Below are 23259 nucleotides of genomic sequence, written 5' to 3'. Positions count from 1 at the left end.
GCGGTTGCGTCACTGGAAATCGTCGGCGGTGACGCCGGGCGGCAGCGCGGCGGGCAGCCATGCGCGTCCCACGTAGCCGCGCATCGGTCCGCCGGATTCCACGACCACGTCCGGCCGTGCCACGCGCGAGACGTGCAGATTGGCGTCCGCGGGCGCCGCTTGCGCGCCCGCGCGATACGAGTCGGCGTACTTTCCGAGCAGTGCGCGCAGGTCGGGCATGGTTGGGCCCTGCCACGCGTAGGCGATGATCTGGCCGGTGTTCGTGGCGTATTCGTTGATGGTCGTGTTGCCCGCGTCGGTCAGCGTGCGCATGCGTAGTGCGCCATTCAACAAGGGGCGCGGCGCGCTCGCGTTCGAATCCGCTTGAGCCGGCATGGCGCCGCCCAATTGGGCGCGTGCGTCGGCGCTGAGGTACGACATGACAGCCGCCAGTGCGCAAACGGCGAGGCTGGGTGTGAAAGTGGGCAATGGCATGACGATCGGTCTCCTGGTCGGCGCTCTCGAAGGCTTTTTGAGATGTCCATTTCAAGATATCACCGGGGTTTTGTGACCGTTACCAGAAGCGCTACTCGACGATTTTTGAGGTCTCAAAATTGATCGTGCGACGGTCTCGGAAAAGGCCGTCGAATCAATGTTCTGACGAGTAAGTAGGGTGTATCTGACAGGCGCTTGGGAAATGTGGGCGATTGTTAAATCCGCCGCGCTGCGAGCCGCTTTCCTGTGCGAAAACCACGCTCTCGCAAGCAGTGAAAACTCACCGGGCGAGCAGGTGGCGTATTCTCTACGCGCGTCGATCCAGGGCGGTTTCACGCGCGGCGCGCGCTGCTCAATTCACAGGCAAACCCGGCTTTTTGCACACAGTCCGCCGGGATCGGTAAAATGTCGGGTTGATCCACGGAAACTTGCCGTGGCGTAGCGGAAGGATTCCCCGAACATGACTGATCTTCGTCTTACCAAGCGGTTTGCAGTAATGCTGATGGCAGGCGGTCTGGTCGCCGGCTGCAGTACTTCGTCGCCGACCAAAATCGACTACAAGAGCGACTCGAAATCGAAGCAGGTGTCACTTGCCGTACCGCCGAACATGATTGATGAGACGGCCGATCAGCGTTCGTTGCCCCCGCAGGGCGGCGAAACCTCGTTGTCCACGCTCAAGCAGGTCCAGGCCCAGGCGCCGTCGGCCAATTCCGTCGTGGTGGTGCCGCCCGTCGCCGGCATGCATATCCAGCGCGACGGCACGGAAAGCTGGCTCGTCATCGACAACAAGGCGCCCGAGCAGGCATGGGCGCAAATCCGCCGCTTCTGGCAGGAGCAGGGTTTCCTGCTGGTGGTCGACCAGCGCGACAAGGGCGTGATGGAAACCGACTGGAACGAAACCCACGCGCAGATCAACGACGGCCTGATTCGCAACACGCTGTCCAAGGCCATGGGCAACAGCTATGTGACTTCGGAGCGCAACAAGTACCGCACGCGTCTCGAAGCGGCGCCCAACGGCGGCACTTACGTGTTCATCAGCCAGAAAGGCATGCGTGAGGCGCTCACCGGCACGAATAACGATTCGAGCACCTGGGTGCCGAAGCCGAACGATCCGGGCCTCGAACAGGAGTATCTGAAGCGCCTTCAGGCAGCGCTCGCGCTGGCCGATTCGCGCACGAAGTCGGGCGGCACGCAAAGCGCCGACCTGTCGCCGGCCGGTGCGCAAACCGCGCCTAACGCGGCCACGGCGGGTGCGAAGTCGGCGGCTGCGGCCACGGCGGCGCAAAACGTTGCGCTGTCCGCGCAGCAGCCTTTGCCGGATGCGGATTCGGCGAACAATACCTCGGCGCAGTTGTCCTCCACGGAACTCACGCTCGGCGAGCCGTATGACCGCGCCTGGTTGCGCGTGGGCCTCGCGCTCGACCGCAGCAACTTCACGGTCGACGACCGCGATCTGACTCGTGGCCTGTATTTCGTGCGCTACGTCGATCCGAAGGATATGACGTCGGCCGAACAGGGCTTCTGGAGCCAGGTGTTCCACGGCAAGAAGGAAAAAGTCGCCAAGCAGTATCTCGTGAACGTGCGCGCGGTGACGCCTAACCAGACGCGCGTGGCCGTCGTCGACGACAAGGGCTCGATCGATGAAAGCCCGCAAGCCAAGCAGATCATGAGTTTGATGGCCGACCAGTTGCACTAAGACTCGGCAAGTTGGAACGCTGTATGAAACCCGCCCGGGGTCGACCCGGGCGGGTTTTTTTACGGCCGGATATTACGCAACCCGCGCGCAACCCGCGGCTCGACAGCGATCGCCCAACGCGCGCATGTGTTTTGCTTTGCTTCCAGGATACCGGTACGAACCGGAATTCAATGGGAGTTGGCCATGTTCGACGTGATGCCTTACTGGATGTGGGCGGCGAGCTTGCTCGTCCTGGCGCTCGTGTGCGGCGCAGCCTTGGGCCCGAGGGAGTCGCAGCGGCCAACCGGCCCGCGAGTCCGCCAGACGGCAGCGCGGCGTTCGAAGTGGCGGATCCTTTGAACCGCCCTGAATCGCGTCCCGCCGCCTGCGGCGGGGATGATGCGGTGGCACCTCGTGCGGCCGCATGTAACGTGACGTTACGCCGGTGACGTAACTTTCCAAACCTTCTTTCCGCCGCGCCCTGTCGACTCTCCGTCGCGAATAAATTCAATAAGAATCAACCGTTTGCGGTGACTGGCTGCAGTCGCTTGGCAAGCTGGCACACAAGCTGCTTTTAACAGGGCGTGAAACCGGATTGGCTTGCCCCACATGGGTTTGCGGCGAGTCGTCCAGCGAACGAATAAATCAAGGAATTCTGACCATTCCAGCATCGGCCGACGAACCGATGCCTAGCCCGATGATGGCCTGCGCGATGACGCGCGGCCTCGGTGGCCCCGTCGCCTATCCTCGTAGGGCGACGGTTTCGCCCGCACTCCTGTGGAGTGCGGGCTATTTTTTTGCGCTTGGGAGTCGCCGCGGCGGCGGGATGGCGGGACTGCGAGAAGAATGCGTGGGTCGGCGACGCCGGGGAGCGTCGCGCGCAACGAAGCGGATGTCAGGTGTCGGCGCGGCGCGTTCCGATCCACGGCAGACGCTTGATAACGCCCGTGGCCAGCGCGGTGCCGACCAGGATCACGCCGCAACCTTCGAGCATGCCGGGCGACACGCTTTCGCCGAGAAACAGCGCGCCCCACAGAATGCCGAAGATCGGAATCACGAAGGTCACCGTAATCGCGCGCGCCGGTCCGACCACCGCGATCAGATGGAAGAACAACATATACGCCACGCCCGTACACGCGACGCCGAGCGCGATCACCGCACCCCACGCGTGGAGCGAGACCGGCGCCGCCGGCCAGTAGATCACGGCGAGCGGCAGCAGCACGATCGTGGCGCCGGTCATGGTGCCGGTCGCGACGGTGAGCGCGTCGACGCCGGTCAGGTGGCGCTTCGTGTAGTTGGCTGCGACGCCGTACAGCAGCGTGGCGCCGAGTGCCGCGGCGGCCGCGAGCGCGGTGCTGAGCGGGGTCGCGGCCGTACCGTTCGGCGCGGCGATCTGGTCCCACACCAGCATCAATACGCCGAGAAAGCCGATCACCAACCCGAGCGTGCGCAGCGCGCTCAGCCGGTCACGCAGCCAGAGAAAGCCGACCAGCGCGCCCCAGAGCGGCGTGCTCGCATTGATCACGGAGGTGACTCCCGCCGACAGCGTCAACTCGGCGTAGGCGAACAGGCAGAAGGGCGCCGCCGAATTCAGGATGCCGACCACCAGCAGCGGGAAGGCGCGCGTGCGCAGGATGGTCGCGGATTGGCGTAGCGGGCGTCGCGCGATCAGCACGACGGCGAGAAACGCCGCGCCGATGCCGACGCGCAGCGCCATCAACGGTGCGACGCCGAAGTCGGTGACGCCGACACGGATAAACAGGAACGACGCGCCCCACAGGGCGGCGAGGATCAGCAGTTGCAGCAGGTTCTTGGCATTCATCTGGATGGCGCCTCGCGCGGTTGAGTCGAGACGCCCGCGCATCGTAGCAGCGCAATCGTGCGAAACGTTTCAGGCTGGAATGAAACGGCAAGATCCGGGAGATAAAAGGCGTCTGATAGTCGTGATCGTAAGTGTAGCGGCGGCGTGCGCAAAACGAGCAATTCTCACGCTGATGTGAGAAAAATTGCGATCAGGACGGTGTGATGGAAGGGAGGGGCTGAGGCAGGATATGGTGTCTGCTTGAGCGTCGTGAATTATTTTGCGGTCGATGGCTCGCTGGCCGGGGTGGTGTGCATGCGGCGCAAGCGCGGGTCGGGCGCGCCGGGTCAGCTGCTTGAGCCGACCAGACGCGACCCGGCGCGACTTGGCGAAACCTGTCTCAGTGCGTAGTCTTCCGAGCGCGTCGTGCCCACCGTAAGCAACGCCCTCAGTACAGAATTCCCTCGGTACGAGCGCCACGCCTTCGGTACGGAATCCCGCCGGTACGAGAGCCACGCTCTCGGTACGGAATTTCGCCGGTACGAGAGCGCCACGCCCTCGGTACGGAATCCCGCCGGTACGAGAGCGCCACGCCCTCGGTACGGAATCCCGCCGGTACACACGCCACACTCTCGGCACGGAATTTCGCCGGTACAAGCGCCACGCCCTCGGTACGCAATCCCGCCGGAACGAGCGCCACCCCCTCAGTGCGGAATCATCCACTGCAGGAAATTCTGCTGCAGCCAGACCAGCACGCCGAGCAGCACCGTCAACAGAATCGAATGCTTGAACGTCTTGGCGAACACCACGCCTTCCTTGCCTTTAAGCTCGGTGGTGGCCACGCCGGTCGAGATGTTTTGCGGCGAGATCATCTTGCCCATCACGCCGCCCGACGAATTCGTCGCTGCCATCAGGATCGGGTTGAGATTCAACTGGTTGGCCGCCACCACCTGCAGATTACCGAACAGGGCGTTGCCCGACGTATCGCTGCCGGACAGGAACACGGCGACCCAGCCAAGGAACGCCGACACCAGCGGAAAGAACGGTCCGACCGAGGCGACGCCCAGCCCGAGCGTGTAGGTCAGCCCCGAGTAGTTCATCAGATACGCGAGACCGACGATGGTCGCTACTGTCAGGATGGCGATGCGCGTCTGCACCCACGTGTCGGCGATGGCCGCGCCAAACTCGCGCGCGCTCAGGCCGACCACGAAAGTGGTGATGAGCGCGGCAACGAGAATCGCGGTGCCGGTCGCGAGCGGCTGGAAGTCCCATACCGCGCCGTACGGCGTGTTGTACAGCGTGATGAAAACGGCCTTGTCGAGCCCCGGCCACGGCACCTTGACGTCGCCGATCAGGAAGATCTTCGCCACCGTCCAGACGATCACCACGACCGACACGATGATCCACGGATACCAGCCCTGGCCGCCGCCGATCTTGCCGCGCACCTCGCCGACACGGTCGATGTTGACCGCGAATTTCGGATCAACCGCGGGCCGCCAGACGCGCAGGAAGGCGATCGTCAGAATGAGCGAGACCATCGACGACAACACGTCGGTCAGGCTGTAGTTCACGTAGTTCGAGGCGACGAACTGCGTCAGCGCGAAGCTCGCGCCCGATACCAGCAGCACCGGCCACACTTTCAGCATGTTGCGAAAGCCCGCATAGACGCTGATCACATAGAAGGGCAGCAGAAAGGCGAAGAACGGCAACTGGCGGCCGACCATCTTGGCGAGCGAATCGGCCGGCAGGTGCGTGACCGCGCCGAGCACGGTGATCGGCACGCCTAGCGCGCCGAAGGCGACCGGTGCGGTATTGAAGATCAGCGTGAAGGTGAGCGCTTCCAGCGTGGGAAAGCCGAGCAGAATCAGCAACGAACTGGTGATGGCGACCGGCGTGCCGAAACCGGAAATCCCTTCGAGCAGCGCGCCGAACGAAAACCCGATCACCACCAGCACCACGCGCCGGTCGTTCGGCAGATTGTCGATCATCCACATGCGAAAGGCCGCGAAGCGCCCTGAGCGCTGCGAGATGTTGTACAGCAGGATCGCCGCGAACACGATCCACATGACCGGCCAGCATGCGAACACGGCACCGGCCACGACCGAATCGACCGCCAGTCCCACCGGAAACTGCCAGACAAAGATCGCCACGATCAAGCCGACGATCAGGCCCGCGAGCGACGCCTGCCATGCCGGCCGCCGCGCCCAGCCGAGCAGGAGCAGCACGACGATGATCGGTAAGGCCGCGACCAGAAACGATGGCAATAGCGAATTGCCGACAGGGGTGAGTAGTTGATGGAACATCGCGTCTCCTTCGTTGTTGTTCGAACTCGACGCGGCACTTATTTTTATCGGACGCGTCGCTCTGGCAGGACGGATGGGCGTCGGCGGCACGTGCGGGCCGGGCCGGATCGCTTATTTAAACAGGTACTGTGTGGGGCTTTCCCAAGCATAGAACCCAGTCGGGCGGCGTCAAGAAGAAACTGCGGGCGAAGCGGACGAGGGCCGGGAACCCGCGTTGCGCTCGCCTGAGGCAGCATGCGCGAAGCGCGGCGGGGCCGCGTGCTGCAGGGGCCGTCGTGCAGTTCATGGCAAAGACCATCAATGAGTCGAAACGCGCCGGCACGTGTCAGTGCCCGTGGCCATGGCCGTGCCCGCCGCCTCCACCGTGGCCACCCCAGTAGCCACCAAAACCGAAGCCGATCGAAACCGAGGGACCATACCAGCCTGGATAGCCGTAATAAGCCGGATAGACCGGCGGCGGATAGTAGACCGGATAGGCAGGCGCGGGCGCCACATACACGGGCGGGGCAGCAACCGCGTAGGTGGGAGGCAGGCTCTGCTGACCACCCTGAGCTTGCGCCTGTTGCTGCTGCGCTGCGTATGAAGCGTCCTGGCCCATCGGCACAGTCTGCTGCGTACCCGCTGCGGGCACGGCGCCGTAATACGGGTAATAGCCGGCCGGATAATAGCCGTATGGGTAATAGCAACCGGACAGCGTAAGGGCGCAGGCCATGCCGCCAAGCGCCATGCCGGTGTATGAGAGTCGAGGAAAGGAGGAACGGGAAAAGCGCAGCGGCAACCGCTGGCCGATCGCACACACCGAATTGATGAAGCGGGACTTCATGACGCGCTCCTGGTTGAATCGAACGCCGCCATTGGGGGCGTCACGGTCCCAGCTTACGCTGCTGCGACGCCGACCGGATTGCAAAACGGTAACGGCTTATTTCACCTCATTGCAGCGCCATTCGCGACCTGCATGAACCCGAGCATAAAACGCATGTCGCGCGCGTTGCGCTCATGAGCGACGTGTCCAGCTCGCCGAGGGTCGAGCTTCGCTCGCCCCTCGTGCGTGTCATGTGATGGATCGCGCTACGACCTGCCGTCCGCTTACTTCCCGACCTGATTGCCGATAATGCCACCCGCCGCTGCGCCACCGATCGTAGACAGCGCATTGCCGCCGATCGCCGCGCCCGCGGCGCCGCCCAAGCCCGCGCCGATAGCCGTATCGCGGCCTTGCCGGCTCATGCCTTCACACGCGGAAAGACTCACCACGACTGCCACGATGGCCGCGAGCGTGCCGATTTGACGAATCGATTTCATGATGCTGACTCCGGTAGTTGTAGTTGGAACGTCACCTTCCTTGCATTTGATGTTATCGCCGCAGCCCGTATCCAGATGTTTGCGCTTGTCAACGAACTGTCGGTTTCGTAATCAAATGTTTCCCTGCCTTTAGCATGCGACGTGCCCGGAAGCCGTAAACGGAAAAGCCCGCCAGTGGCGGGCTTCGGTGCTGCAATGCAAAGATTGGCGGATCGAGTGGCGGCTTGGACTGCACCGCGAAAACACGCGACCCGCGTGCAAACCTTACTGCCGCTGATAAATCTCAGCGCCTTTTTTCATGAACTCGATCGACTTCACTTCCATGCCTTTCTTCAACGCTTCGTCGTCGGTGACGCCCTGTTGCGCGGCGAACTCGCGGACGTCCTGCGTGATTTTCATCGAGCAGAAGTGCGGGCCGCACATCGAGCAGAAATGCGCGACCTTGGCCGAATCCTTCGGCAGCGTTTCGTCGTGGAATTCGCGCGCCTTGTCCGGATCGAGGCCGAGGTTGAACTGGTCCTCCCAACGGAATTCGAAGCGCGCCTTGGAGAGCGCGTTGTCACGCACCTGCGCGCCCGGGTGGCCCTTCGCCAGATCGGCGGCATGCGCGGCGAGCTTGTAGGTGATGATGCCGGTCTTGACGTCGTCCTTGTTCGGCAAGCCCAGGTGTTCCTTCGGCGTCACGTAGCAGAGCATGGCCGTGCCGAACCAGCCGATCATCGCAGCGCCAATGCCCGAGGTGATGTGGTCGTAACCCGGCGCGATGTCGGTGGTCAGCGGTCCGAGCGTGTAGAACGGCGCTTCGTCGCACCATTCCAGTTGCAGGTCCATGTTCTCCTTGATGAGTTGCATCGGCACATGGCCGGGGCCTTCGATCATGGTCTGCACGTCGTGCTTCCACGCGATCTGCGTGAGTTCGCCGAGCGTCTTCAATTCGCCGAGCTGCGCTTCGTCGTTGGCGTCGTAGATCGAGCCGGGACGCAGGCCGTCGCCGAGCGAGAAGGCCACGTCATACGCCTTCATGATTTCGCAGATGTCTTCGAAATGCTCGTACAGGAAGCTTTCCTTGTGGTGAGCGAGACACCACTTGGCCATGATCGAGCCGCCGCGCGAGACGATGCCGGTCATGCGCTTGGCCGTGAGCGGCACGTATTGCAGACGCACGCCCGCGTGAATCGTGAAGTAGTCGACGCCCTGCTCAGCCTGCTCGATGAGCGTGTCGCGGAAGATTTCCCACGTCAGGTCTTCGGCCTTGCCGTTGACCTTTTCCAGCGCCTGGTAGATCGGCACCGTGCCGATCGGCACCGGCGAATTGCGGATGATCCACTCGCGCGTTTCGTGAATGTGCTTGCCGGTGGACAGATCCATCACCGTGTCGCCGCCCCAGCGGATCGCCCACGTCATCTTGTCGACTTCCTCGCCGATCGAGGACGTCACCGCCGAGTTGCCGATGTTGGCATTCACCTTCACGAGGAAGTTGCGGCCGATGATCATCGGCTCGCTTTCCGGGTGATTGATGTTGTTCGGGATGATCGCGCGGCCGCGCGCCACTTCTTCGCGCACGAATTCCGGCGTGATTTCGGTGAGGCCATTCGGACCGAACGCGCTCGCGCCGAACGCCTGCCCAGGATGCTGGCGGCCCATCATCGCGGCGAGCTTTTCGCCGTTTGGGCCGCTCGTCTTAAGGCTTTCCAGATACTCGGCGCGGCGCTGGTTCTCACGAATCGCGATGTACTCCATTTCCGGCGTGATGATGCCTTTTTTCGCGTAGTGCATTTGCGAGACGTTCTTGCCGGCGATCGCGCGGCGCGGCGTGCGGTGCAGGCCCTGGAAGCGCAATTCGGCGGTCGCCGTGTCGGCGGCGCGCTCGCGGCTGAAGTCGCTCGACAGGCCCGTCAGCGCTTCGGTGTCGCCGCGCTCTTCGATCCATGCCTGACGCAGTGCCGGCAGACCGACGCGGATATCGATTTTGGCTTCCGGGTCCGAGTACGGGCCCGACGTGTCGTAGACATAGACCGGCGGATTCTTTTCGCCGCCGAAACTGTCGGGCGTGTCGGCCTGCGAGATTTCGCGCATCGGCACGCGGATATCGGCACGCGAGCCGGTCACGTAGACCTTGCGGGAATTCGGCAGCGGCGCGACGGCGGCTTCATCGACGTGAGCGTCGGCGGAAAGGAACTTCGGGTTGGCGTTCATGCAGTATCTCCTGAGCAAAGCTATGTGGGGCGGCTAAGCAGGAGACGAGACGGAAGTTGTCGGAAATCGCGAGAGATGAGGCCTTGGAGCTGGAGTGCGAATTCCGCACGCTTCCCTGCGCTGGCATTATCCAGATCAGGTTCAAAGGGTATTTCTCACCCGCGCAGCACGGACCTCCAACCTCCGTGCAACGCAGGACCCCCGCGTTAGCAGCGCACACGATACACCGGCCGCCCGCTGCTTGGCAACCCGTCTTCGAACATCGGATGGCGGATATCGCAGCGGCAAGCCACGCGGCATTGCCGTATTCAGGGGGCTGTCATGAAGCGGCGCAACACGCGTTGCTACGCCATTGCGCTGGCTTACAGCGTGAAATTGTCGGCGGCTTCGGGCTGAAAGAGGATCTTTTCGAGCTTCAGCACTTTCTCCGTGCCGCTCGGCGGCGTGAAGCGGATGCGCTCGCCGCGTTTGGCGCCGAGCAAGGCGAGGCCGGCGGGGGAGAACACGTTCAGGCGGCCATGCGCGAAGTCCGCGTTCGGCGGATAGACCACGGTCCAGGTCATGTGCTCGCCGCTGGTTTCGTCGACCAGCGTGGCTTGCGAATTCATCGTAACGATATTGGCCGGAATCTCGTGCGAGTCGACGATCACGGCGCGCTCCAGGACGTCGTCGAGCATGTCTTGCAAACGCGCGTCGGCGCCGGGCGCGGCTGCGTGCTTCTCGAGACGGGTGACGTCGAGTTCGGTGAGGTAACAGGTTTTCGTCTTTTTCACGATGGGTACTCCAATTCGATCTGCATGTAGGGGAACAGCGTGCGGATGAGATCGGCCCGGAGCCCGACAACGCGGCTCAGGCAATGGAGCGAGCAGCGTTAAATCGGGCGCCGGGCGGCGTGGAGCGGGAGCGTTCGGGACGGCTCGCCGGCGCGACGCGGCATGAATTCCGCGCGCGCGCAGCCGGTTGCGCGGCGAGGGCGCAAGCGGAAGTGGGCACGGGAAGTCGGAAAGCGCATCGAGGTGGCCGGTGGGTAGCGAAAGAGGGGGAAGCGGGCGCCACGATACGTTTGCACGGCGCGCGATCGAAAGCTGAATGTTAGCACGGGGCTACTATTCACCGACTGTAGCACAAGGGCGTGACGTGTCTCTCGGCTCGCCGCCAACGACCGTCGTTCGCCGTGCGCCGCGGGCCGACAGCCGCTGGCAAAGCGCGCGGGCCGTATTCAAGCCCGTCCGCCGCCTGCCCGAAAGTTACGGAGGCCGAATCATCGCCGACCTCGCTTGAGCATGCACTCAACCAGGCGGCGGGAGGATCGACCACTCAAGCATCCTCAGCAACGCACGGCGGCTCATACCGAAACACAGATCGCTCTGCCTTGTGCATTTAGCGCCTTTTGCGGCGTCGAGGTGGCAAATACGGAGGGAAACGCCCACGGCGTTTTTGTTGCAAGTACGCCAAAAAGTTACGATTCTTTCAGGCGATGCGGTGGGCGCTTACTGCATAATGCCGTGCGCGCCCACCATTTGGCGCGTGTTCGCCGTGGCCCGATTTCTTCGGCCGCCGCGGCGTTGTGGCTCATTGGCCATCTATCGTCCTTCCGCTCCACCAACATGTCCGCCAGCCTCGCCCGTCAGACCGTATCGCCGATGCGGTGTCCGCCATCCCGCCTCAGGGGCTCCAGCGGGGGCGCCGCACCTCGAGCGGCATGGGCGGGTTGAACGCATGTCGCTGCAACTCCCAAGCCGTTTTCCGCGTGGTTTTTCGCTCCGTTTGCCGCAGTCCCGCAATGGCCAGCTCGCGCTCGCGCTCGCCGTCGTCTATGTCGTGTGGGGCTCGACCTATCTTGCCGTGCACGTCGCGCTGGGTTCGTTTCCTCCATTGCTTCTCTCGGGGCTGCGCAATCTGTTCGCCGGTGTAGGCCTCTTTATTTTTGCGGCGCGCCGCAATCCGGTCTGGCCGGGCGCCGCCGAAATCCGTAATGCCGGGCTGGTGGGCACCATGCTGGTCGGTTTGTCGAGCGGCATGCTCGCCTACGGGATGCGCACCGTCGGCACCGGCACCGCGGCGGTGATGGTCGCCACCGTGCCGCTGTTCGCGACGGTGATCGCGGCCGTGGCGGGGCGCAAGATTGGCCGGGGCGAGTGGTTCGCTGTCGGCCTCGGTCTGGTCGGCATCGCGATTCTCAGCCATGGCGATAGTGCGCCGGGCTCTGCGGGCGGCAGCCTGGCGATTCTGTGCGGTGCGCTTTTCTGGGCGGGCGGCGCGCATCTGGCCGGGCGTCTGAAACTGCCCTCGGACCTGTTTCTCTCGACGTCGCTGCAAATCGGTCTGGGCGGCGCGATGTCCACGCTGGTCGCGTGGGTCTCCGGCGAGCGGATGCTCGAGGTGCATGTTATGCCGGTGCTGGCGTTCATCTACCTGATGCTGATCGGCACGATGGCCGCCTACGTCGCATATGGTTTTCTGATCCGGCATACCAGCCCGATCATCGCCAGCAGTTGCATGTACGTGAACCCGGTGGTGGCCGTGGCGCTGGGTGCGCTGCTGCTCGGCGAGCCGGTCACCCGCTCCACGGTGATCGCGACGGTCGTGATTCTGGCGAGCGTGGGACTGTCGTTCTGGTTCGACTACCGGAAGAAGGGGCTCGCCTGAGCCTGGAGCGGGCTTGCGTTGGGGTTGCCCCTTGTGAGTCTCATTGTGCCGGGGCGGCGGCCCGCTATTAGAGCGCCGCGGCCACTTCCGCGCCTTCGCGAATCGCGCGTTTCGCGTCCAGTTCAGTGGCGACTTTCGCCCCGCCGATCACGTGATAACGCGGGCCGCCGGCCTGATTCGCTTCACCCGCTGCCTGCGGGTGCAGATCGCGCAGCGATTCCTGCCCCGCGCACACCACGATCGTATCCACGTCGAGCCATTCCTCGACGCCTTCATGCGCGATCTTCAGCCCGCGCGCCGCGATTTCCAGATATGACACGCCACCGAGCATTGTCACGCCGTTCCTCGCCAGCGTCGCGCGATGCACCCAGCCGGAAGTCTTGCCAAGCCCCATGCCGAGCTTGCCGGCCTTGCGCTGCAACAGCCAGATTTGCCGCGGCGGCCGCGCCGGCGCGGGCGGTTTCAGCCCGCCGCGTTCCCGCACGGCCAGATCGACGCCCCATTCGTCGAGCCATGCGTCGCGCGGCATTGGCAGAGGCTCGCCCGCGCGATGCAGCAAAAACTCGCTGACGTCGAAGCCGATGCCGCCCGCACCGATCACCGCGACGCGCTGGCCGACCGGCGCACCACGCAGCACGTCCACATACGACAGCACGTTGGCCGCGTCGATACCGGCAATCGCCGGCCGGCGCGGCACGATGCCAGTGGCGACGATCACGTCGTCGTAAGCGCCCGAGGCCAGCAGGGCGGGGTCGACGCGTGTGTCGAGCCGCACGTCGACGCGGTGGCGTTGCAACTGGCTCTGAAAATAGCGGATCGTTTCGCTGAACTCCTCCTTGCCGGGCACGCGCATCGCCAGATTGAACTGGCCGCCGATCGTTGCGCTCGCATCGAACAGCGTCACACGATGCCCGCGCGCCGCGGCGACGGTCGCCGCCGACAACCCCGCCGGACCCGCGCCGACCACGGCCACCGAGCGCGCGGCCTGCGCCCCGGCGACGGGCCGGTAGATCAATTCGGTCTCGCGTCCCGCGCGCGGATTGACGAGGCACGTGGCGCGCTGGTTCTTGAACGTGTGATCGAGGCAGGCCTGATTGCAGGCGATACAGGTGTTGATTTCGTGCGCGCGTCCCTCGGCGGTCTTCACCACGAACTCGGGATCGGCCAATAGCGGCCGGGCCATGGAAACCAGATCGCCCGCTCCCTGCGCGAGCAGTTCTTCGGCGACCTCGGGCGTATTGATGCGGTTGGACACGATCACCGGCACCTTGACGGCGGCCTTCAATCGCGCGCTCAGCGCGGCGAACGCGGCGCGTGGCACCGAGGTCACGATGGTCGGCACACGCGCCTCGTGCCAGCCGATGCCGGTGTTGAACATGGTGACGCCGGCGGCTTCGAGCGCCTGCGCGGCCTGCACGGTTTCGTCCCACGTGTTGCCGCCTTCCACCAGATCGATCAGCGAGATCCGGTACACGACGATAAAGCGTTCGCCGCATACCGCGCGCACCGCCTCGACGATCTCGCGCGCGAGCCGCATGCGGTTTTCGATGCTGCCGCCGTACGCGTCCGTGCGCTGATTGGTGCGCGGGCATAGGAACTGATTGAGCAGATAGCCTTCGCTGCCCATGATCTCGACGCCGTCGTAGCCCGCGCGTTGAGCGAGGCGTGCGCAGCGCGCGTAGTCGCGCACGGTCTTCGCAATGCCGGCGATGCTAAGCGCACGCGGCTTGAACTTCGAGATCGGCGACTTGATCGCCGATGCGGAGACGACGAACGGTTGATAGCCATAGCGGCCCGCGTGCAGGATCTGCAGCGCGATCTTGCCGTCTTCGGCATGCACGGCCTCGGTCAATTTCCGGTGATTGCGCAGATCGAATACGGAATTCAACGTGCCGCCGAACGGCAACAGCCAACCTTCGCGATTCGGCGAGATCCCGCCCGTGACGATCAAACCGACGCCGCCTTTCGCGCGCTCGCGGAAATACGCGGCCAGCTTCGGGTAATTCCAGAAGCGGTCTTCCATGCCCGTGTGCATCGAACCCATCACCACGCGGTTGCGCAAACGAGTGAAGCCCAGATCGAGTTCGGCGAGTAAGTGTTGGTAAGACATGCGGAGGACCGTGTAAGTATTGGATGCGCACGAACAATACACCGCGTCGCGTGCCAACCCGCCGAGGAAAAATTCTAAACCTCGCAAGTCGTTGCTCCGTAAGACATTCTTCAGCCGCCACCGGCCATGCCAAACCCCGCGGCACACGCATTGCTCAAAGCGAGCGTCCATCGACACGGACCGCGCCGTTCGGCAAAAAGGCGCGATGTGCGGCAGGGATAGGAGGGGGTGCTCCGTTTCGGAGAGCCGGCCTGAAACCGTTCAAACGACCAGCGAACAAGGTTTCAGACGGCGTGTTGTCCGAAGCGGGACGTCCACAAATCAATGGGCCGAGAGCCCGATAACATCGATAGGTGAACATAATGAAACTGATCCGAACCATGGTGGCGATGGCTGCGGTTGCATCCATTCTGAGCGCGTGTGGCGGCGGTTCCGACGACGTAGGCAAGGAACTCGGGCTGACCAATCCGGAGATCCATTTCATCCATGCCATTCCGAGTGGCCCGGCGGTCGATTTTCTCGTGAATGGCGCAGCGCCTTCTGGTCAGACGAACATTAGCTATAAGGGTGTGACGAACCTCACCAATATCAACACAGGTGCGACGACTGTCGCTTACTCGGCGACCGGTTCGACGACGGCGCTTGCAAGCGGCAGCTTTCCGGATGTCGCCAAGGGCCACGAATACACCGTGCTCGCTCTGCCGGGTCTCGCCGCACCGGACATCGGCCTGATCGACGATCCGTTCGACAAGGGGCTGCTCTCGAATAGCGCGCGTGTGCGCGGCTTCAACGCTTCGGCGAACGCGACCAATCTCGACCTGTATCTGGTCCAATCCACCGCCACCAACATCGCCAACGTCTCGCCGACCATGGCCGGCGTGGCATTCAAGAACGCGGTGCCGGCGAGCGGTCAGGACTCGATCTACGTGTCCGGCGGCACGTACGTGCTGATCGCGACAGCGGCGGGCAGCAAGACGCCGATCTTCCAGTCGCCGGCATTCACGTTGTCGAACAATGCCGACTGGCTGGTGACGTCGGTGCCGATCGCGGGGGCGCTGAGCCAGCTCGTGCCGGGCCAGATCCATTTGCTGGTCGCGCAGAACGGCAATACGCAGACGCCGAGCGTCGAACTGACAAATACGCTGACGGGCCAATAAGTGCGCGAAGTGCGCGAAGAAGTGCGCTGACAGGAATGCCTGCAAGCGGCGCTTGAATCAGACGCATGCAATAAGCGACACGTCCTGGGGAGGACGGAGCGGCGATCCACGCGAGTGGATCGCCGTTTTGTTTGTGGCGTCGCTGAGCGTCGGTAACGAAGCCGTGACTGTTGCGAGCATCACGCCGATGCGTGCGCGAAGGCTGCGCAAACAACGAAGCCCGACCATCAGGCGAAAAAAAGCCCGCCGAGGTTTCCCGCGGCGGGCTTTCACGAACCCCCGTTGCCAGGCGCCTCAAAGCGCCGGGCGTCTGCTTCATATGACCTGCTTACTTGGCCTTTTCAGCCGAATTCGTGATGGCGTCGCCACCCTTCGAAATGTCCTGCCCAGCCCCCGCCATGGTGTTGCAACCGGCGAGCGCAGCCGTCCCTGCAATGAGAAGCAAAGCGATCAGTCGATTCATGAGAGTTCTCCTTGTCGAGAATGCATCGGTTGACGTGCCCGTGTTCTACGGCACGCGCCAGCTAAGCTAGCTGTCGTCCGACCGGGGCTTACGCCAGTCGATCCGGTCTGATTGCATGGTAAAAAAAGGGCGCGGAAGGCGCTGTCGGCCGGGCTGCGATTTTCTTGTAGGCGTGCTCCGCTGTTTGCGTCGGCGCACTCCTACAAGCCTGACTGTGACGTCGCGCGAGCCTTTGCTAGACGGACGTTCGCGACGGCGTGGCCGGCGGCAGGTCGATCGAAGGCGTCGCGGTGCTCACGCTCGGCATCTCCACATGGATGTCGGTGCCGTTGGGCACGCCGCGCCGGATATCGAAGCGCCCGCCGTGCGCGGCGACGCGCTGGCGCATGCCCAGGAGCCCATGCGTGTGGGTGCGCTTCAGATCGGCCGGCATGATGCCGACGCCGTTATCGGCGATATGCAGCGCCACCTGGCCATCGCCGACCTGCAATGCGATCGACACCTTCGAAGCCCGCGCGTACTTGGCGGCGTTGGTGAGCGACTCCTGCGCGACGCGAAACAGCGCGATCTCCGTCTGCTCGTCGAGCTTGATGTCGTCGGCGGGCAGGTGCAGTTCGAGCGTCCAGTTGTTGCGCTGCGCGGCTTCGTCGGCGAGCGTGCGCAACGCGGTAACGAGCCCGAAGTTCGCCAGCACCGTGGGCCGCATGTCTTCGATGATGCGGCGCTTGAGCGCAATGCCCTGGTCGAGATTCGCGAGCGCCCGCTTGAGTTTCTCGGAGATATCCGGCGCGCTGTCCTTCAGTTTGCGGTTGGCCCACGCCACGTCCATTTTGCTCGCGGTCAGAATCGCGCCGAGCTCGTCGTGCAGCTCGCGCGCGAGCTGGGTCTTTTCGTTTTCGCTGACTGCCTGCAAGTGCCAGCCGAGCGCTTCGAGCTGACGGGTGCGTTCATTCACGAGCTGGTCGAGCCCCTCCTGTTGTGTGATCAATTGACGCTGCACGCGCGCCTGACGATCGATCTGAATGCCGAGGTTACGAAACAGCAGGATGAACAGCACGATATTCAGCGCCGACAAGCCCGCTGCGCACAGCGTGGAGATGCGTTGATCGCCGCGGCTCGCGGCAAGCGCGTGTTGCGCGCGGCGCTCCTCGTTGTCGCGAAGCAGCGAGAGCGTGCTGTCCACGAGCGACGCATCGGCCGGACTGGCTTCGCTCGCGCTGCCGCAGGCGGCGAGATCCAGCGGATGCGCCGCCGCGCGCTGCAGCGCGGACGCGCCCGCGCCAATACGCGCCTCGATCAGCGCCAGGATCTGCGTGAAGCTGGCGAGTTCCGCGCTGTCGGCTTTGCCGCTGCGGTAGAAGCGGTTCAACTGCTGTTCGCTCTGACGGATGCGCACAGCGGTCGCGCAGAAATCGCGCGCTAAAGCGTCCTGCTTCGTCAGAAGAAAATCGCTTTGCTGCGCACTCAGGCGCGAGAGCTGGCTCGCAAGAATGCTCAGTTGCACGGTGACGTCGCGCGCTTCGAGTGCGGTCTCGTATTCGGCGGCAATGCGTTGGCGCGCGGTCTCGAGAATCACGAGACCGCCCACGGTAATGACGATCGCCACGGTCATGGCAATCGCCCAACTGCGATTGCGCATCCAGTCGCTCAGGCGGGTGGCGGGCCCAAGGGCGGCCGCGTTCGGCGCGTTCTGCTCATTTGGCAATTTCGGCTCCTCTATTGGGGCTTCAGTGTAACGTCCGCCGCGTCAGGCGACGGTGCGAGTATCGCGCCGACGCGGCCGCCGTCGCGGCGCAACACATCGGCCTCGCGTGGCTTACGCGCTCGCCGTAACGCTGCCGTAATCCAATGTCAGCGGATTCTCACACGAAAACCGGCGTGCGTCGGAATGCGCCCGCCGTCGCTGATGGCTAGGATTGACCTGATCGTTCAATCAATGTTTCGGGAGAAAGCCATCATGCTGAAATGGGCGTTGTTCTTCGCCGTCGTGGCGGTGATCGCCGGCCTTCTTGGCTTTACCGGCGTAGCGGCAGGCGCGGCGGCAATCGCGAAGTTCCTGTTTATCGTGTTCGTGATTCTGTGTGTCGTGTTCCTCGTGCTCGGCTTCGTGGTGACGAAAAAGATCGTCGATTAGCGCGGTTCGACGAGGAGTTCGCAAGCCGTGTCTTCGAAACTGGCAGACGGTTCGCCATGCAATGCGCCGAGCCAGGTCACGCAGATACCAACAAGAAGGAGAGTCGCCATGCTTCACTATGCCATTGTTTTTTTCGTGATCGCGATCATCGCCGCCGTGTTCGGTTTTACCGGAATCGCAGCAGGGGCGGCTGAAATTGCGAAGATCCTGTTCTACATTTTCCTCGTCGTGTTCGTGGTCACGCTGCTGCTCGGCGTATTCCGAACGTAGACGGGCGCTTATTGGTAGCCCGCATTCCTTGTGCCGGCGCATCAGGCGCGATTCGTGCGTGATGCGCAGTTACCCCCAATACCGGATAAAGGAGAAATTCAATGTCGAAGTCACCTGGCGCCCAGGGCGCGGCCACTCAATCCAAGGATCCGTTCGTGATGGATCTCAAGAAGATCCGCGAAGACGCACGCAAGCACATGTCGGACGGACCGGTCACGCAAAGCTATGGCGCGGATCGCGAAACGGTGCTGAAGCTATGCAATGACGCACTGGCCACTGAAATCGTCTGCGTGCTGCGTTACAAGCGGCATCACTTCATGGCAAAGGGCATCAACTCCGAGGCGGTGGCCGCGGAATTCGCCGAACATGCCGCGGAGGAACAGGAACACGCCGACCGCATCGCCGAGCGGATCGTGCAATTGGGCGGCGAGCCTGATTTCGCACCGGACGGGTTGAAGACGCGCTCGCACTCGGAATACAAGGAGGGCGACAGCCTCACGGAGATGATCAAGGAGAATCTGATCGCCGAGCGGATTGCGATCGATACCTACCGCGAGATCATTCGCTATCTCGGCGATAAGGACGTGACGACGCGTCGTATGTTCGAAGAGATTCTCGCTGTGGAAGAAGAGCACGCGGACGATATGGCGGATCTGCTCGAAGGCCGCGAGTAAGCGGGAGGGCGCTGCGGGCACGGGCGGGTCTGGCAGGGTTCCCGCGTCGGCATGCGCCGCCATGTTCTTCTCCGATTCCGGCAGACGCCGTGCCGGAGATCATTACAATGTCTGCTTTGGAGCGATTCCAATACACGGACACCCAAACCGATGATTCGAGTGTTGATAGCCGACGACCATGCGATCGTCCGAGGTGGCTTCAGGCAGTTCGTCGCTGACGAGCCGGATATGTGCGTCGCGGCCGAAGCGGCCACCGGCGACGAAACCATCAGCCTCGTGCGCGAGCAGGCGTTCGACGTGGTGCTGCTCGACATCGCGATGCCGGACAAGAACGGTATCGACACCTTGCGTGTGATCAAGCAGGTGCGTCCCGAGCAGGGCGTACTGATTCTGTCGGGTTACCCGGAAAGCCAATACGCGATCAACCTGCTGCGCGCGGGCGCGAACGGTTATCTGAACAAGGATTGCGAGCCCGACGAGATCGTGCGGGCGATTCGCTCGGTGGCGCGCGGGCATCGCTACCTCTCCGAGGCGGTGGCCGACGCGCTCGCCGACAATCTCGACAAGCCGTCCGCCGGGCGGCCGCACGAAGCGCTGTCCGAGCGTGAGTTCCAGATTTTCTGCAAGCTCGCGGCCGGGCAGATTCCCACTGAGATTGCGGAGGAATTGCATTTGTCCGTGAAAACGGTGAGTACCTACCGGGCCCGCGTACTGGAGAAAATGCAACTGGCGAACAACGCCGATCTGACTTATTACGCGATCAAGAATGGTTTGATCGAATAATGGACGATCGAGATATTCCGATGAACAGCGAATCGAACCCTGTTGCCGATCAAGCCAGCCGCGCTCCCTTGCGCGTGCTGCTGATCGAGGATTCGCCGCTGATTCGCCGAAGCCTCGTGGAAGCGATCGACGCCTCCGGCCTGCTCAAGGTAGCCGCGTATGCGGATTCCGCGGATCAGGCGATTGCGCTGTTGAGCGACGAGCCCTTCGATGCGGTGATCGTCGATCTGCAGTTGAAGCAGGGCTCGGGCGTGCCGGTACTAGCCTACCTGCAGCGTGGGGGATTGATCGACCGGGTATTCGCCGCGGTGCTGACCAATCACGCGTTGCCCGCGTATCGGGAGCGCTGCGAGCAATACGGCGTGCGCCACTTTTACGACAAGTCGTTCGAGTTCGACCGGGTGATCGACGCGCTGCACGACTATGCGTCCGCGCGAAGCGGCCAATGAGCGCTCCGCGCGAACAAGGCGCCGATTAACCCTTCACATCCTTCGCGCCTGCGGGCGGCGCCAGATGATTCCACGCCGCCAGCCCGGCGAACACGAGGCCGGCCGCGCTCACACCAAGCCATCCAAACGTCGGCCACACTGCCGCGCCGACGCCGGAGCCGATTGCTCCGCCAATGAAATACGCCACCATGTACACCGTATTCACGCGGCTGCGCGCGTCCGGCTTGAGTGCGTAGATGCGCGACTGATTAGAGATTTGCGCGGCCTGCACGCCGATATCGAGAACGATCACGCCGATCACGAGGCCCGCAATGCTTCTCGCCGATGCGCCGAACACCACGAACGAAATCGCCACCAGCACGATCGACACGGTGATGATCGCGCGCGGTCCGCGCCGGTCGGAGAACTTGCCGGCGAGCGGCGCGGCCATTGCGCCTGCCGCGCCGACAATACCGAATAGCCCCGCCGCTTGCGGCCCGAGATGAAACGGCGCGCCGGCCAGCAGCAACGCCAGCACCGACCAGAAAATGCTGAACGCAGCGAACAGGGCCGCGCCGGTCAGCGACGCTTCACGCAGCGCGCGGTGCTCGACCACCAGATGCCACATCGACACCAATAGCTTGCCGTAGGGCAGCGTGGACGTCGGCTGACTCCTGGGCAGACGCAGAATGATGACCACCGCGAGCACCAGCAACGCGACCACGGACGCGCCGAATACCGCGCGCCAGCCGAAATATTCGGCGATCACGCCCGACGCCGTTCGCGCCAGCAGGATCCCCAGCAGCAAACCGCTCATCACCGTGCCGACCGCGTGGCCGCGTTCGGCCGGCGGCGCGAGTTCCGCCGCGAACGGCACCGCTTGTTGCGCGATGGTGGCGAGCACGCCGATCGCCAGACTTGCGAAGATCAGCACGGACAGCGTTGGCGCGGCGGCGGCCACTACCAGCGCGACACAGATGCCGGCGATCTGCAGCAGGATCAGAAGGCGGCGATCGAAGCGGTCGCCAAGCGGTGCCAGCAACAGCATGCCGGCCGCGTAGCCGAGTTGGGTGACGGCCGGCACCGCGCCGACCCACGACGCGCTGTGCGGAAACGACAACCGGAAGTCGTCGAGCAGCGGCTGGTTGTAATAGATGTTCGCGACCGCGACGCCCGCGATGGTGGCGAGCAGAAGCAGCAGGCCGCGCAGCGACCGGTCGGCGGAAGCGGGAGTGGACGCGTTGGAAGTGGACATGAGAGAGGGCGATTGACGGACCGGCCCATGCACGGTCCTCAAGCGTGCCGATCATACCGGAGCATGGCGGATCGTGCTGACGGCCGCGAGCGCGCAAACACGCCAGTTCCAAGCCACCTGAAAGGGACGCGTCGACAAAATGAGATGGTCGTTCGTGGTTAGTTCGTAGAATCGGCGCGCCTCATCCGACCGATTACGACAGAACGAAGCAAACGAAGAACGACTCCATGGCCTCGACCACGAAACATGAACCTCGACACATCGGCGGCTGGCTGCTCGTCGCGTTGATCTGCGTTGCCGCGTGGGTGCTCCATACGGCGATCGCCATGCGCGATCCGCTCAAACTGATGCTCGAATGGGAACTGCTGGCTGTGTTTGTCCGGCGCGAAACGCATGGCTGGTATCGCGCCGTGCTCGCGATGGTCGGCTGTGATGTCGTCACGGGCGTATTCATCGTGGCCGGCGCGGGCTGGCTGGCGCTGCTCGTGCTGCGTAGATCGGCGCGCTTCGCGCCGCAGGTGCAGGCTTGGCTCGTCGCCATTGTCGCGATGCGAGCCGGCGCGTATCTGCTCGGCGATTACATGACATACGCCATCGGCATCGACATTGCCGTTCCCTACGGCGATCTTATTCAGGCCGTCGTCGCGGCCGCGCTCGGGATTCCGTATTTCAGGTCGTCCCGGCGCGTGCATGAGACCTTCATCCGCGCGTGAGCGCGCGTGTCAATCGAACAGATCAATCGATCAGATCGCCCTCGGGTTCGTAAAAGGGATACGGCCCATCCGCCGCATCCACATACGCGTGATGCGTGACGATGCCGGTTGCCGGGTCATAGTGATGCAGCGCATACGCCGGCGGCTCCATCATGAACGCGGACGGCGCATCGTCGCGCAGATCGAGCGCGACCTGATGCGCGGGCGCCGGCACCGCGGAGGCGATCGTGCCGCCAAAGCGCACGAACATGGGCCGGTGCACATGCCCGCAGATCACGCGTTCCACGTTCGGATAGCGCGCGATCAACGCCGCGAGTTTGTCGGATGCGGCGGGATCGAGCCGCAACTCATCCATATGCCCGATGCCGCACACAAACGGCGGATGATGCAACGCGACCACCGTCGGTTTGCCTTGGGCCGCGTCGAGTTGCGTGGCGAGCCACGCGAGCCGCGCGTCGCACAGATCGCCCGCGCTTTGGCCCGGCACCATCGAATCGAGCGCGATGAGTCGCAGCGCGCCGAGATCGACCGCGTATTGCACGAATTCGCCGCCGCTTTGCAATTCCGCGCGATCGGGAAATGCGGCACGCAACGCGGCGCGTTCGTCGTGATTGCCGACCAGCAGGAAGTAGGGAATCTCGAGCGGCGCGAGCAGGGCCTTGAGATGCGCGTACTGTTCCGGGTCGCCCTGGTCGACGAGGTCGCCCGTCATGATCACCGCGTCGGGACGCGGTTCGAGCGCATTGAGCGCGGCCACGCAGCGTGCGAGATAGGCGCCGGTGTCGACGCGGCGGTAAGCGAGCGCGCCGGGCCGTTTGATATGCAGGTCGCTAATTTGAGCCAGCAGCATGGGGTGTCCTTTTTTATAGCGCGCC

At 63.6% G+C, this 23259-nt stretch carries 21 protein-coding genes and 1 riboswitch; of the genes, 9 read left to right on the top strand and 12 right to left on the bottom strand.

Annotated features, from left to right (window positions below; translation table 11 throughout):
• Window positions 1-9: 9 nt before the first annotated feature.
• On the bottom strand, window positions 10-420 hold the full coding sequence (locus tag P0D68_RS30020) for a DUF2844 domain-containing protein (protein ID WP_286162032.1): 411 nt from the start codon (window positions 418-420) through the stop codon (window positions 10-12).
• 514 nt (window positions 421-934) lie between these two features.
• Here P0D68_RS30020 and bamC point away from each other — a divergent pair.
• Window positions 935-2170, top strand: a complete 1236-nt coding sequence (gene bamC, locus P0D68_RS30015) for an NlpB/DapX family lipoprotein (RefSeq protein ID WP_408300593.1) — start codon at window positions 935-937, stop codon at window positions 2168-2170.
• An 874-nt stretch (window positions 2171-3044) separates the two neighbouring features.
• Here bamC and P0D68_RS30010 read toward each other — a convergent pair.
• The 6 genes from P0D68_RS30010 to P0D68_RS29985 form a co-directional block, all read right to left on the bottom strand.
• Window positions 3045-3971 carry a DMT family transporter gene (locus tag P0D68_RS30010; protein WP_091800251.1) on the bottom strand — a complete coding sequence of 309 codons (927 nt, stop codon included), beginning with the start codon at window positions 3969-3971 and terminating at the stop codon, window positions 3045-3047.
• A gap of 683 nt (window positions 3972-4654) precedes the next feature.
• Window positions 4655-6253, bottom strand: a complete 1599-nt coding sequence (locus P0D68_RS30005) for an L-lactate permease (protein WP_408184601.1) — start codon at window positions 6251-6253, stop codon at window positions 4655-4657.
• 325 nt (window positions 6254-6578) lie between these two features.
• Window positions 6579-7076 carry a hypothetical protein gene (locus P0D68_RS30000; RefSeq protein WP_408468786.1) on the bottom strand — a complete coding sequence of 166 codons (498 nt, stop codon included), beginning with the start codon at window positions 7074-7076 and terminating at the stop codon, window positions 6579-6581.
• Window positions 7077-7339: 263 nt separating this feature from the next.
• Window positions 7340-7552 (bottom strand): YMGG-like glycine zipper-containing protein, encoded by a 213-nt coding sequence (locus tag P0D68_RS29995; RefSeq protein WP_091792782.1) that lies wholly within the window; start codon window positions 7550-7552, stop codon window positions 7340-7342.
• Window positions 7553-7816: 264 nt separating this feature from the next.
• Window positions 7817-9748 carry a phosphomethylpyrimidine synthase ThiC gene (thiC, locus tag P0D68_RS29990; RefSeq protein WP_408300597.1) on the bottom strand — a complete coding sequence of 644 codons (1932 nt, stop codon included), beginning with the start codon at window positions 9746-9748 and terminating at the stop codon, window positions 7817-7819.
• 94 nt (window positions 9749-9842) lie between these two features.
• A riboswitch (TPP riboswitch) is annotated at window positions 9843-9961 on the bottom strand.
• A 149-nt stretch (window positions 9962-10110) separates the two neighbouring features.
• Entirely contained in the window at window positions 10111-10521 is a 411-nt protein-coding gene (locus P0D68_RS29985; RefSeq protein ID WP_177204949.1) for a GreA/GreB family elongation factor, read from the bottom strand.
• Window positions 10522-11467: 946 nt separating this feature from the next.
• On the opposite strand from P0D68_RS29985, the gene P0D68_RS29980 reads away from it, so the two are divergent.
• Window positions 11468-12397 carry an EamA family transporter gene (locus tag P0D68_RS29980; protein ID WP_408184599.1) on the top strand — a complete coding sequence of 310 codons (930 nt, stop codon included), beginning with the start codon at window positions 11468-11470 and terminating at the stop codon, window positions 12395-12397.
• Between the two features lie 67 nt (window positions 12398-12464).
• Here P0D68_RS29980 and P0D68_RS29975 read toward each other — a convergent pair whose 3' ends face one another.
• The gene (locus tag P0D68_RS29975; RefSeq protein ID WP_408300599.1) at window positions 12465-14507 is read right to left on the bottom strand and encodes an oxidoreductase; all 2043 of its coding nucleotides are present in this window, start codon (window positions 14505-14507) and stop codon (window positions 12465-12467) included.
• A gap of 362 nt (window positions 14508-14869) precedes the next feature.
• Between P0D68_RS29975 and P0D68_RS29970 the strand changes: the two genes are divergently transcribed.
• The gene (locus tag P0D68_RS29970; protein ID WP_408300601.1) at window positions 14870-15664 is read left to right on the top strand and encodes a DUF4397 domain-containing protein; all 795 of its coding nucleotides are present in this window, start codon (window positions 14870-14872) and stop codon (window positions 15662-15664) included.
• A 328-nt stretch (window positions 15665-15992) separates the two neighbouring features.
• Here the strand turns inward: P0D68_RS29970 and P0D68_RS29965 are convergent, their stop codons facing one another.
• Entirely contained in the window at window positions 15993-16127 is a 135-nt protein-coding gene (locus P0D68_RS29965) for an entericidin A/B family lipoprotein (RefSeq protein WP_091792786.1), read from the bottom strand.
• A 235-nt stretch (window positions 16128-16362) separates the two neighbouring features.
• A complete protein-coding gene (locus P0D68_RS29960; protein ID WP_408300603.1) occupies window positions 16363-17832 on the bottom strand; it encodes a sensor histidine kinase in 1470 nt (489 codons plus the stop codon).
• A 252-nt stretch (window positions 17833-18084) separates the two neighbouring features.
• On the opposite strand from P0D68_RS29960, the gene P0D68_RS29955 reads away from it, so the two are divergent.
• From P0D68_RS29955 to P0D68_RS29935, 5 genes are all read left to right on the top strand, one after another.
• On the top strand, window positions 18085-18261 hold the full coding sequence (locus tag P0D68_RS29955; protein WP_091800263.1) for a DUF1328 domain-containing protein: 177 nt from the start codon (window positions 18085-18087) through the stop codon (window positions 18259-18261).
• Between the two features lie 108 nt (window positions 18262-18369).
• On the top strand, window positions 18370-18531 hold the full coding sequence (locus tag P0D68_RS29950) for a DUF1328 domain-containing protein (RefSeq protein ID WP_006052455.1): 162 nt from the start codon (window positions 18370-18372) through the stop codon (window positions 18529-18531).
• 101 nt (window positions 18532-18632) lie between these two features.
• On the top strand, window positions 18633-19205 hold the full coding sequence (locus P0D68_RS29945; RefSeq protein ID WP_091792788.1) for a ferritin-like domain-containing protein: 573 nt from the start codon (window positions 18633-18635) through the stop codon (window positions 19203-19205).
• 150 nt (window positions 19206-19355) lie between these two features.
• Window positions 19356-19988 carry a response regulator gene (locus tag P0D68_RS29940; RefSeq protein ID WP_408184596.1) on the top strand — a complete coding sequence of 211 codons (633 nt, stop codon included), beginning with the start codon at window positions 19356-19358 and terminating at the stop codon, window positions 19986-19988.
• A gap of 20 nt (window positions 19989-20008) precedes the next feature.
• Window positions 20009-20437 (top strand): response regulator, encoded by a 429-nt coding sequence (locus P0D68_RS29935; RefSeq protein WP_408300606.1) that lies wholly within the window; start codon window positions 20009-20011, stop codon window positions 20435-20437.
• A gap of 25 nt (window positions 20438-20462) precedes the next feature.
• Here the strand turns inward: P0D68_RS29935 and P0D68_RS29930 are convergent, their stop codons facing one another.
• On the bottom strand, window positions 20463-21671 hold the full coding sequence (locus tag P0D68_RS29930; RefSeq protein WP_408300608.1) for an MFS transporter: 1209 nt from the start codon (window positions 21669-21671) through the stop codon (window positions 20463-20465).
• 227 nt (window positions 21672-21898) lie between these two features.
• On the opposite strand from P0D68_RS29930, the gene P0D68_RS29925 reads away from it, so the two are divergent.
• Window positions 21899-22384, top strand: coding sequence for a DUF2569 domain-containing protein (locus P0D68_RS29925; RefSeq protein WP_408300610.1), 486 nt, complete (start codon window positions 21899-21901; stop codon window positions 22382-22384).
• Window positions 22385-22406: 22 nt separating this feature from the next.
• Here P0D68_RS29925 and P0D68_RS29920 read toward each other — a convergent pair whose 3' ends face one another.
• A complete protein-coding gene (locus P0D68_RS29920) occupies window positions 22407-23234 on the bottom strand; it encodes a phosphodiesterase (protein ID WP_408300612.1) in 828 nt (275 codons plus the stop codon).
• Window positions 23235-23259: the final 25 nt, after the last annotated feature.

The organism is Paraburkholderia sp. RL17-380-BIE-A (assembly GCF_046028085.1).
Lineage (GTDB): Bacteria > Pseudomonadota > Gammaproteobacteria > Burkholderiales > Burkholderiaceae > Paraburkholderia.
This window is presented reverse-complemented; position numbering and strand designations above follow the sequence as displayed.

What these genes read in the sequence shown, in the direction of transcription:
- P0D68_RS30020 (WP_286162032.1), bottom strand. Translation starts at nt 420, where the DNA reads ATGTCGTACCTCAGCGCCGACGCACGCGCCCAATTGGGCGGCGCCATG.
- bamC (WP_408300593.1), top strand. Translation starts at nt 935, where the DNA reads ATGACTGATCTTCGTCTTACCAAGCGGTTTGCAGTAATGCTGATGGCA.
- P0D68_RS30010 (WP_091800251.1), bottom strand. Translation starts at nt 3,971, where the DNA reads ATGAATGCCAAGAACCTGCTGCAACTGCTGATCCTCGCCGCCCTGTGG.
- P0D68_RS30005 (WP_408184601.1), bottom strand. Translation starts at nt 6,253, where the DNA reads ATGTTCCATCAACTACTCACCCCTGTCGGCAATTCGCTATTGCCATCG.
- P0D68_RS30000 (WP_408468786.1), bottom strand. Translation starts at nt 7,076, where the DNA reads ATGAAGTCCCGCTTCATCAATTCGGTGTGTGCGATCGGCCAGCGGTTG.
- P0D68_RS29995 (WP_091792782.1), bottom strand. Translation starts at nt 7,552, where the DNA reads ATGAAATCGATTCGTCAAATCGGCACGCTCGCGGCCATCGTGGCAGTC.
- thiC (WP_408300597.1), bottom strand. Translation starts at nt 9,748, where the DNA reads ATGAACGCCAACCCGAAGTTCCTTTCCGCCGACGCTCACGTCGATGAA.
- P0D68_RS29980 (WP_408184599.1), top strand. Translation starts at nt 11,468, where the DNA reads ATGTCGCTGCAACTCCCAAGCCGTTTTCCGCGTGGTTTTTCGCTCCGT.
- P0D68_RS29975 (WP_408300599.1), bottom strand. Translation starts at nt 14,507, where the DNA reads ATGTCTTACCAACACTTACTCGCCGAACTCGATCTGGGCTTCACTCGT.
- P0D68_RS29970 (WP_408300601.1), top strand. Translation starts at nt 14,870, where the DNA reads ATGAAACTGATCCGAACCATGGTGGCGATGGCTGCGGTTGCATCCATT.
- P0D68_RS29965 (WP_091792786.1), bottom strand. Translation starts at nt 16,127, where the DNA reads ATGAATCGACTGATCGCTTTGCTTCTCATTGCAGGGACGGCTGCGCTC.
- P0D68_RS29955 (WP_091800263.1), top strand. Translation starts at nt 18,085, where the DNA reads ATGCTGAAATGGGCGTTGTTCTTCGCCGTCGTGGCGGTGATCGCCGGC.
- P0D68_RS29950 (WP_006052455.1), top strand. Translation starts at nt 18,370, where the DNA reads ATGCTTCACTATGCCATTGTTTTTTTCGTGATCGCGATCATCGCCGCC.
- P0D68_RS29945 (WP_091792788.1), top strand. Translation starts at nt 18,633, where the DNA reads ATGTCGAAGTCACCTGGCGCCCAGGGCGCGGCCACTCAATCCAAGGAT.
- P0D68_RS29940 (WP_408184596.1), top strand. Translation starts at nt 19,356, where the DNA reads ATGATTCGAGTGTTGATAGCCGACGACCATGCGATCGTCCGAGGTGGC.
- P0D68_RS29935 (WP_408300606.1), top strand. Translation starts at nt 20,009, where the DNA reads ATGAACAGCGAATCGAACCCTGTTGCCGATCAAGCCAGCCGCGCTCCC.
- P0D68_RS29930 (WP_408300608.1), bottom strand. Translation starts at nt 21,671, where the DNA reads ATGTCCACTTCCAACGCGTCCACTCCCGCTTCCGCCGACCGGTCGCTG.
- P0D68_RS29925 (WP_408300610.1), top strand. Translation starts at nt 21,899, where the DNA reads ATGGCCTCGACCACGAAACATGAACCTCGACACATCGGCGGCTGGCTG.
- P0D68_RS29920 (WP_408300612.1), bottom strand. Translation starts at nt 23,234, where the DNA reads ATGCTGCTGGCTCAAATTAGCGACCTGCATATCAAACGGCCCGGCGCG.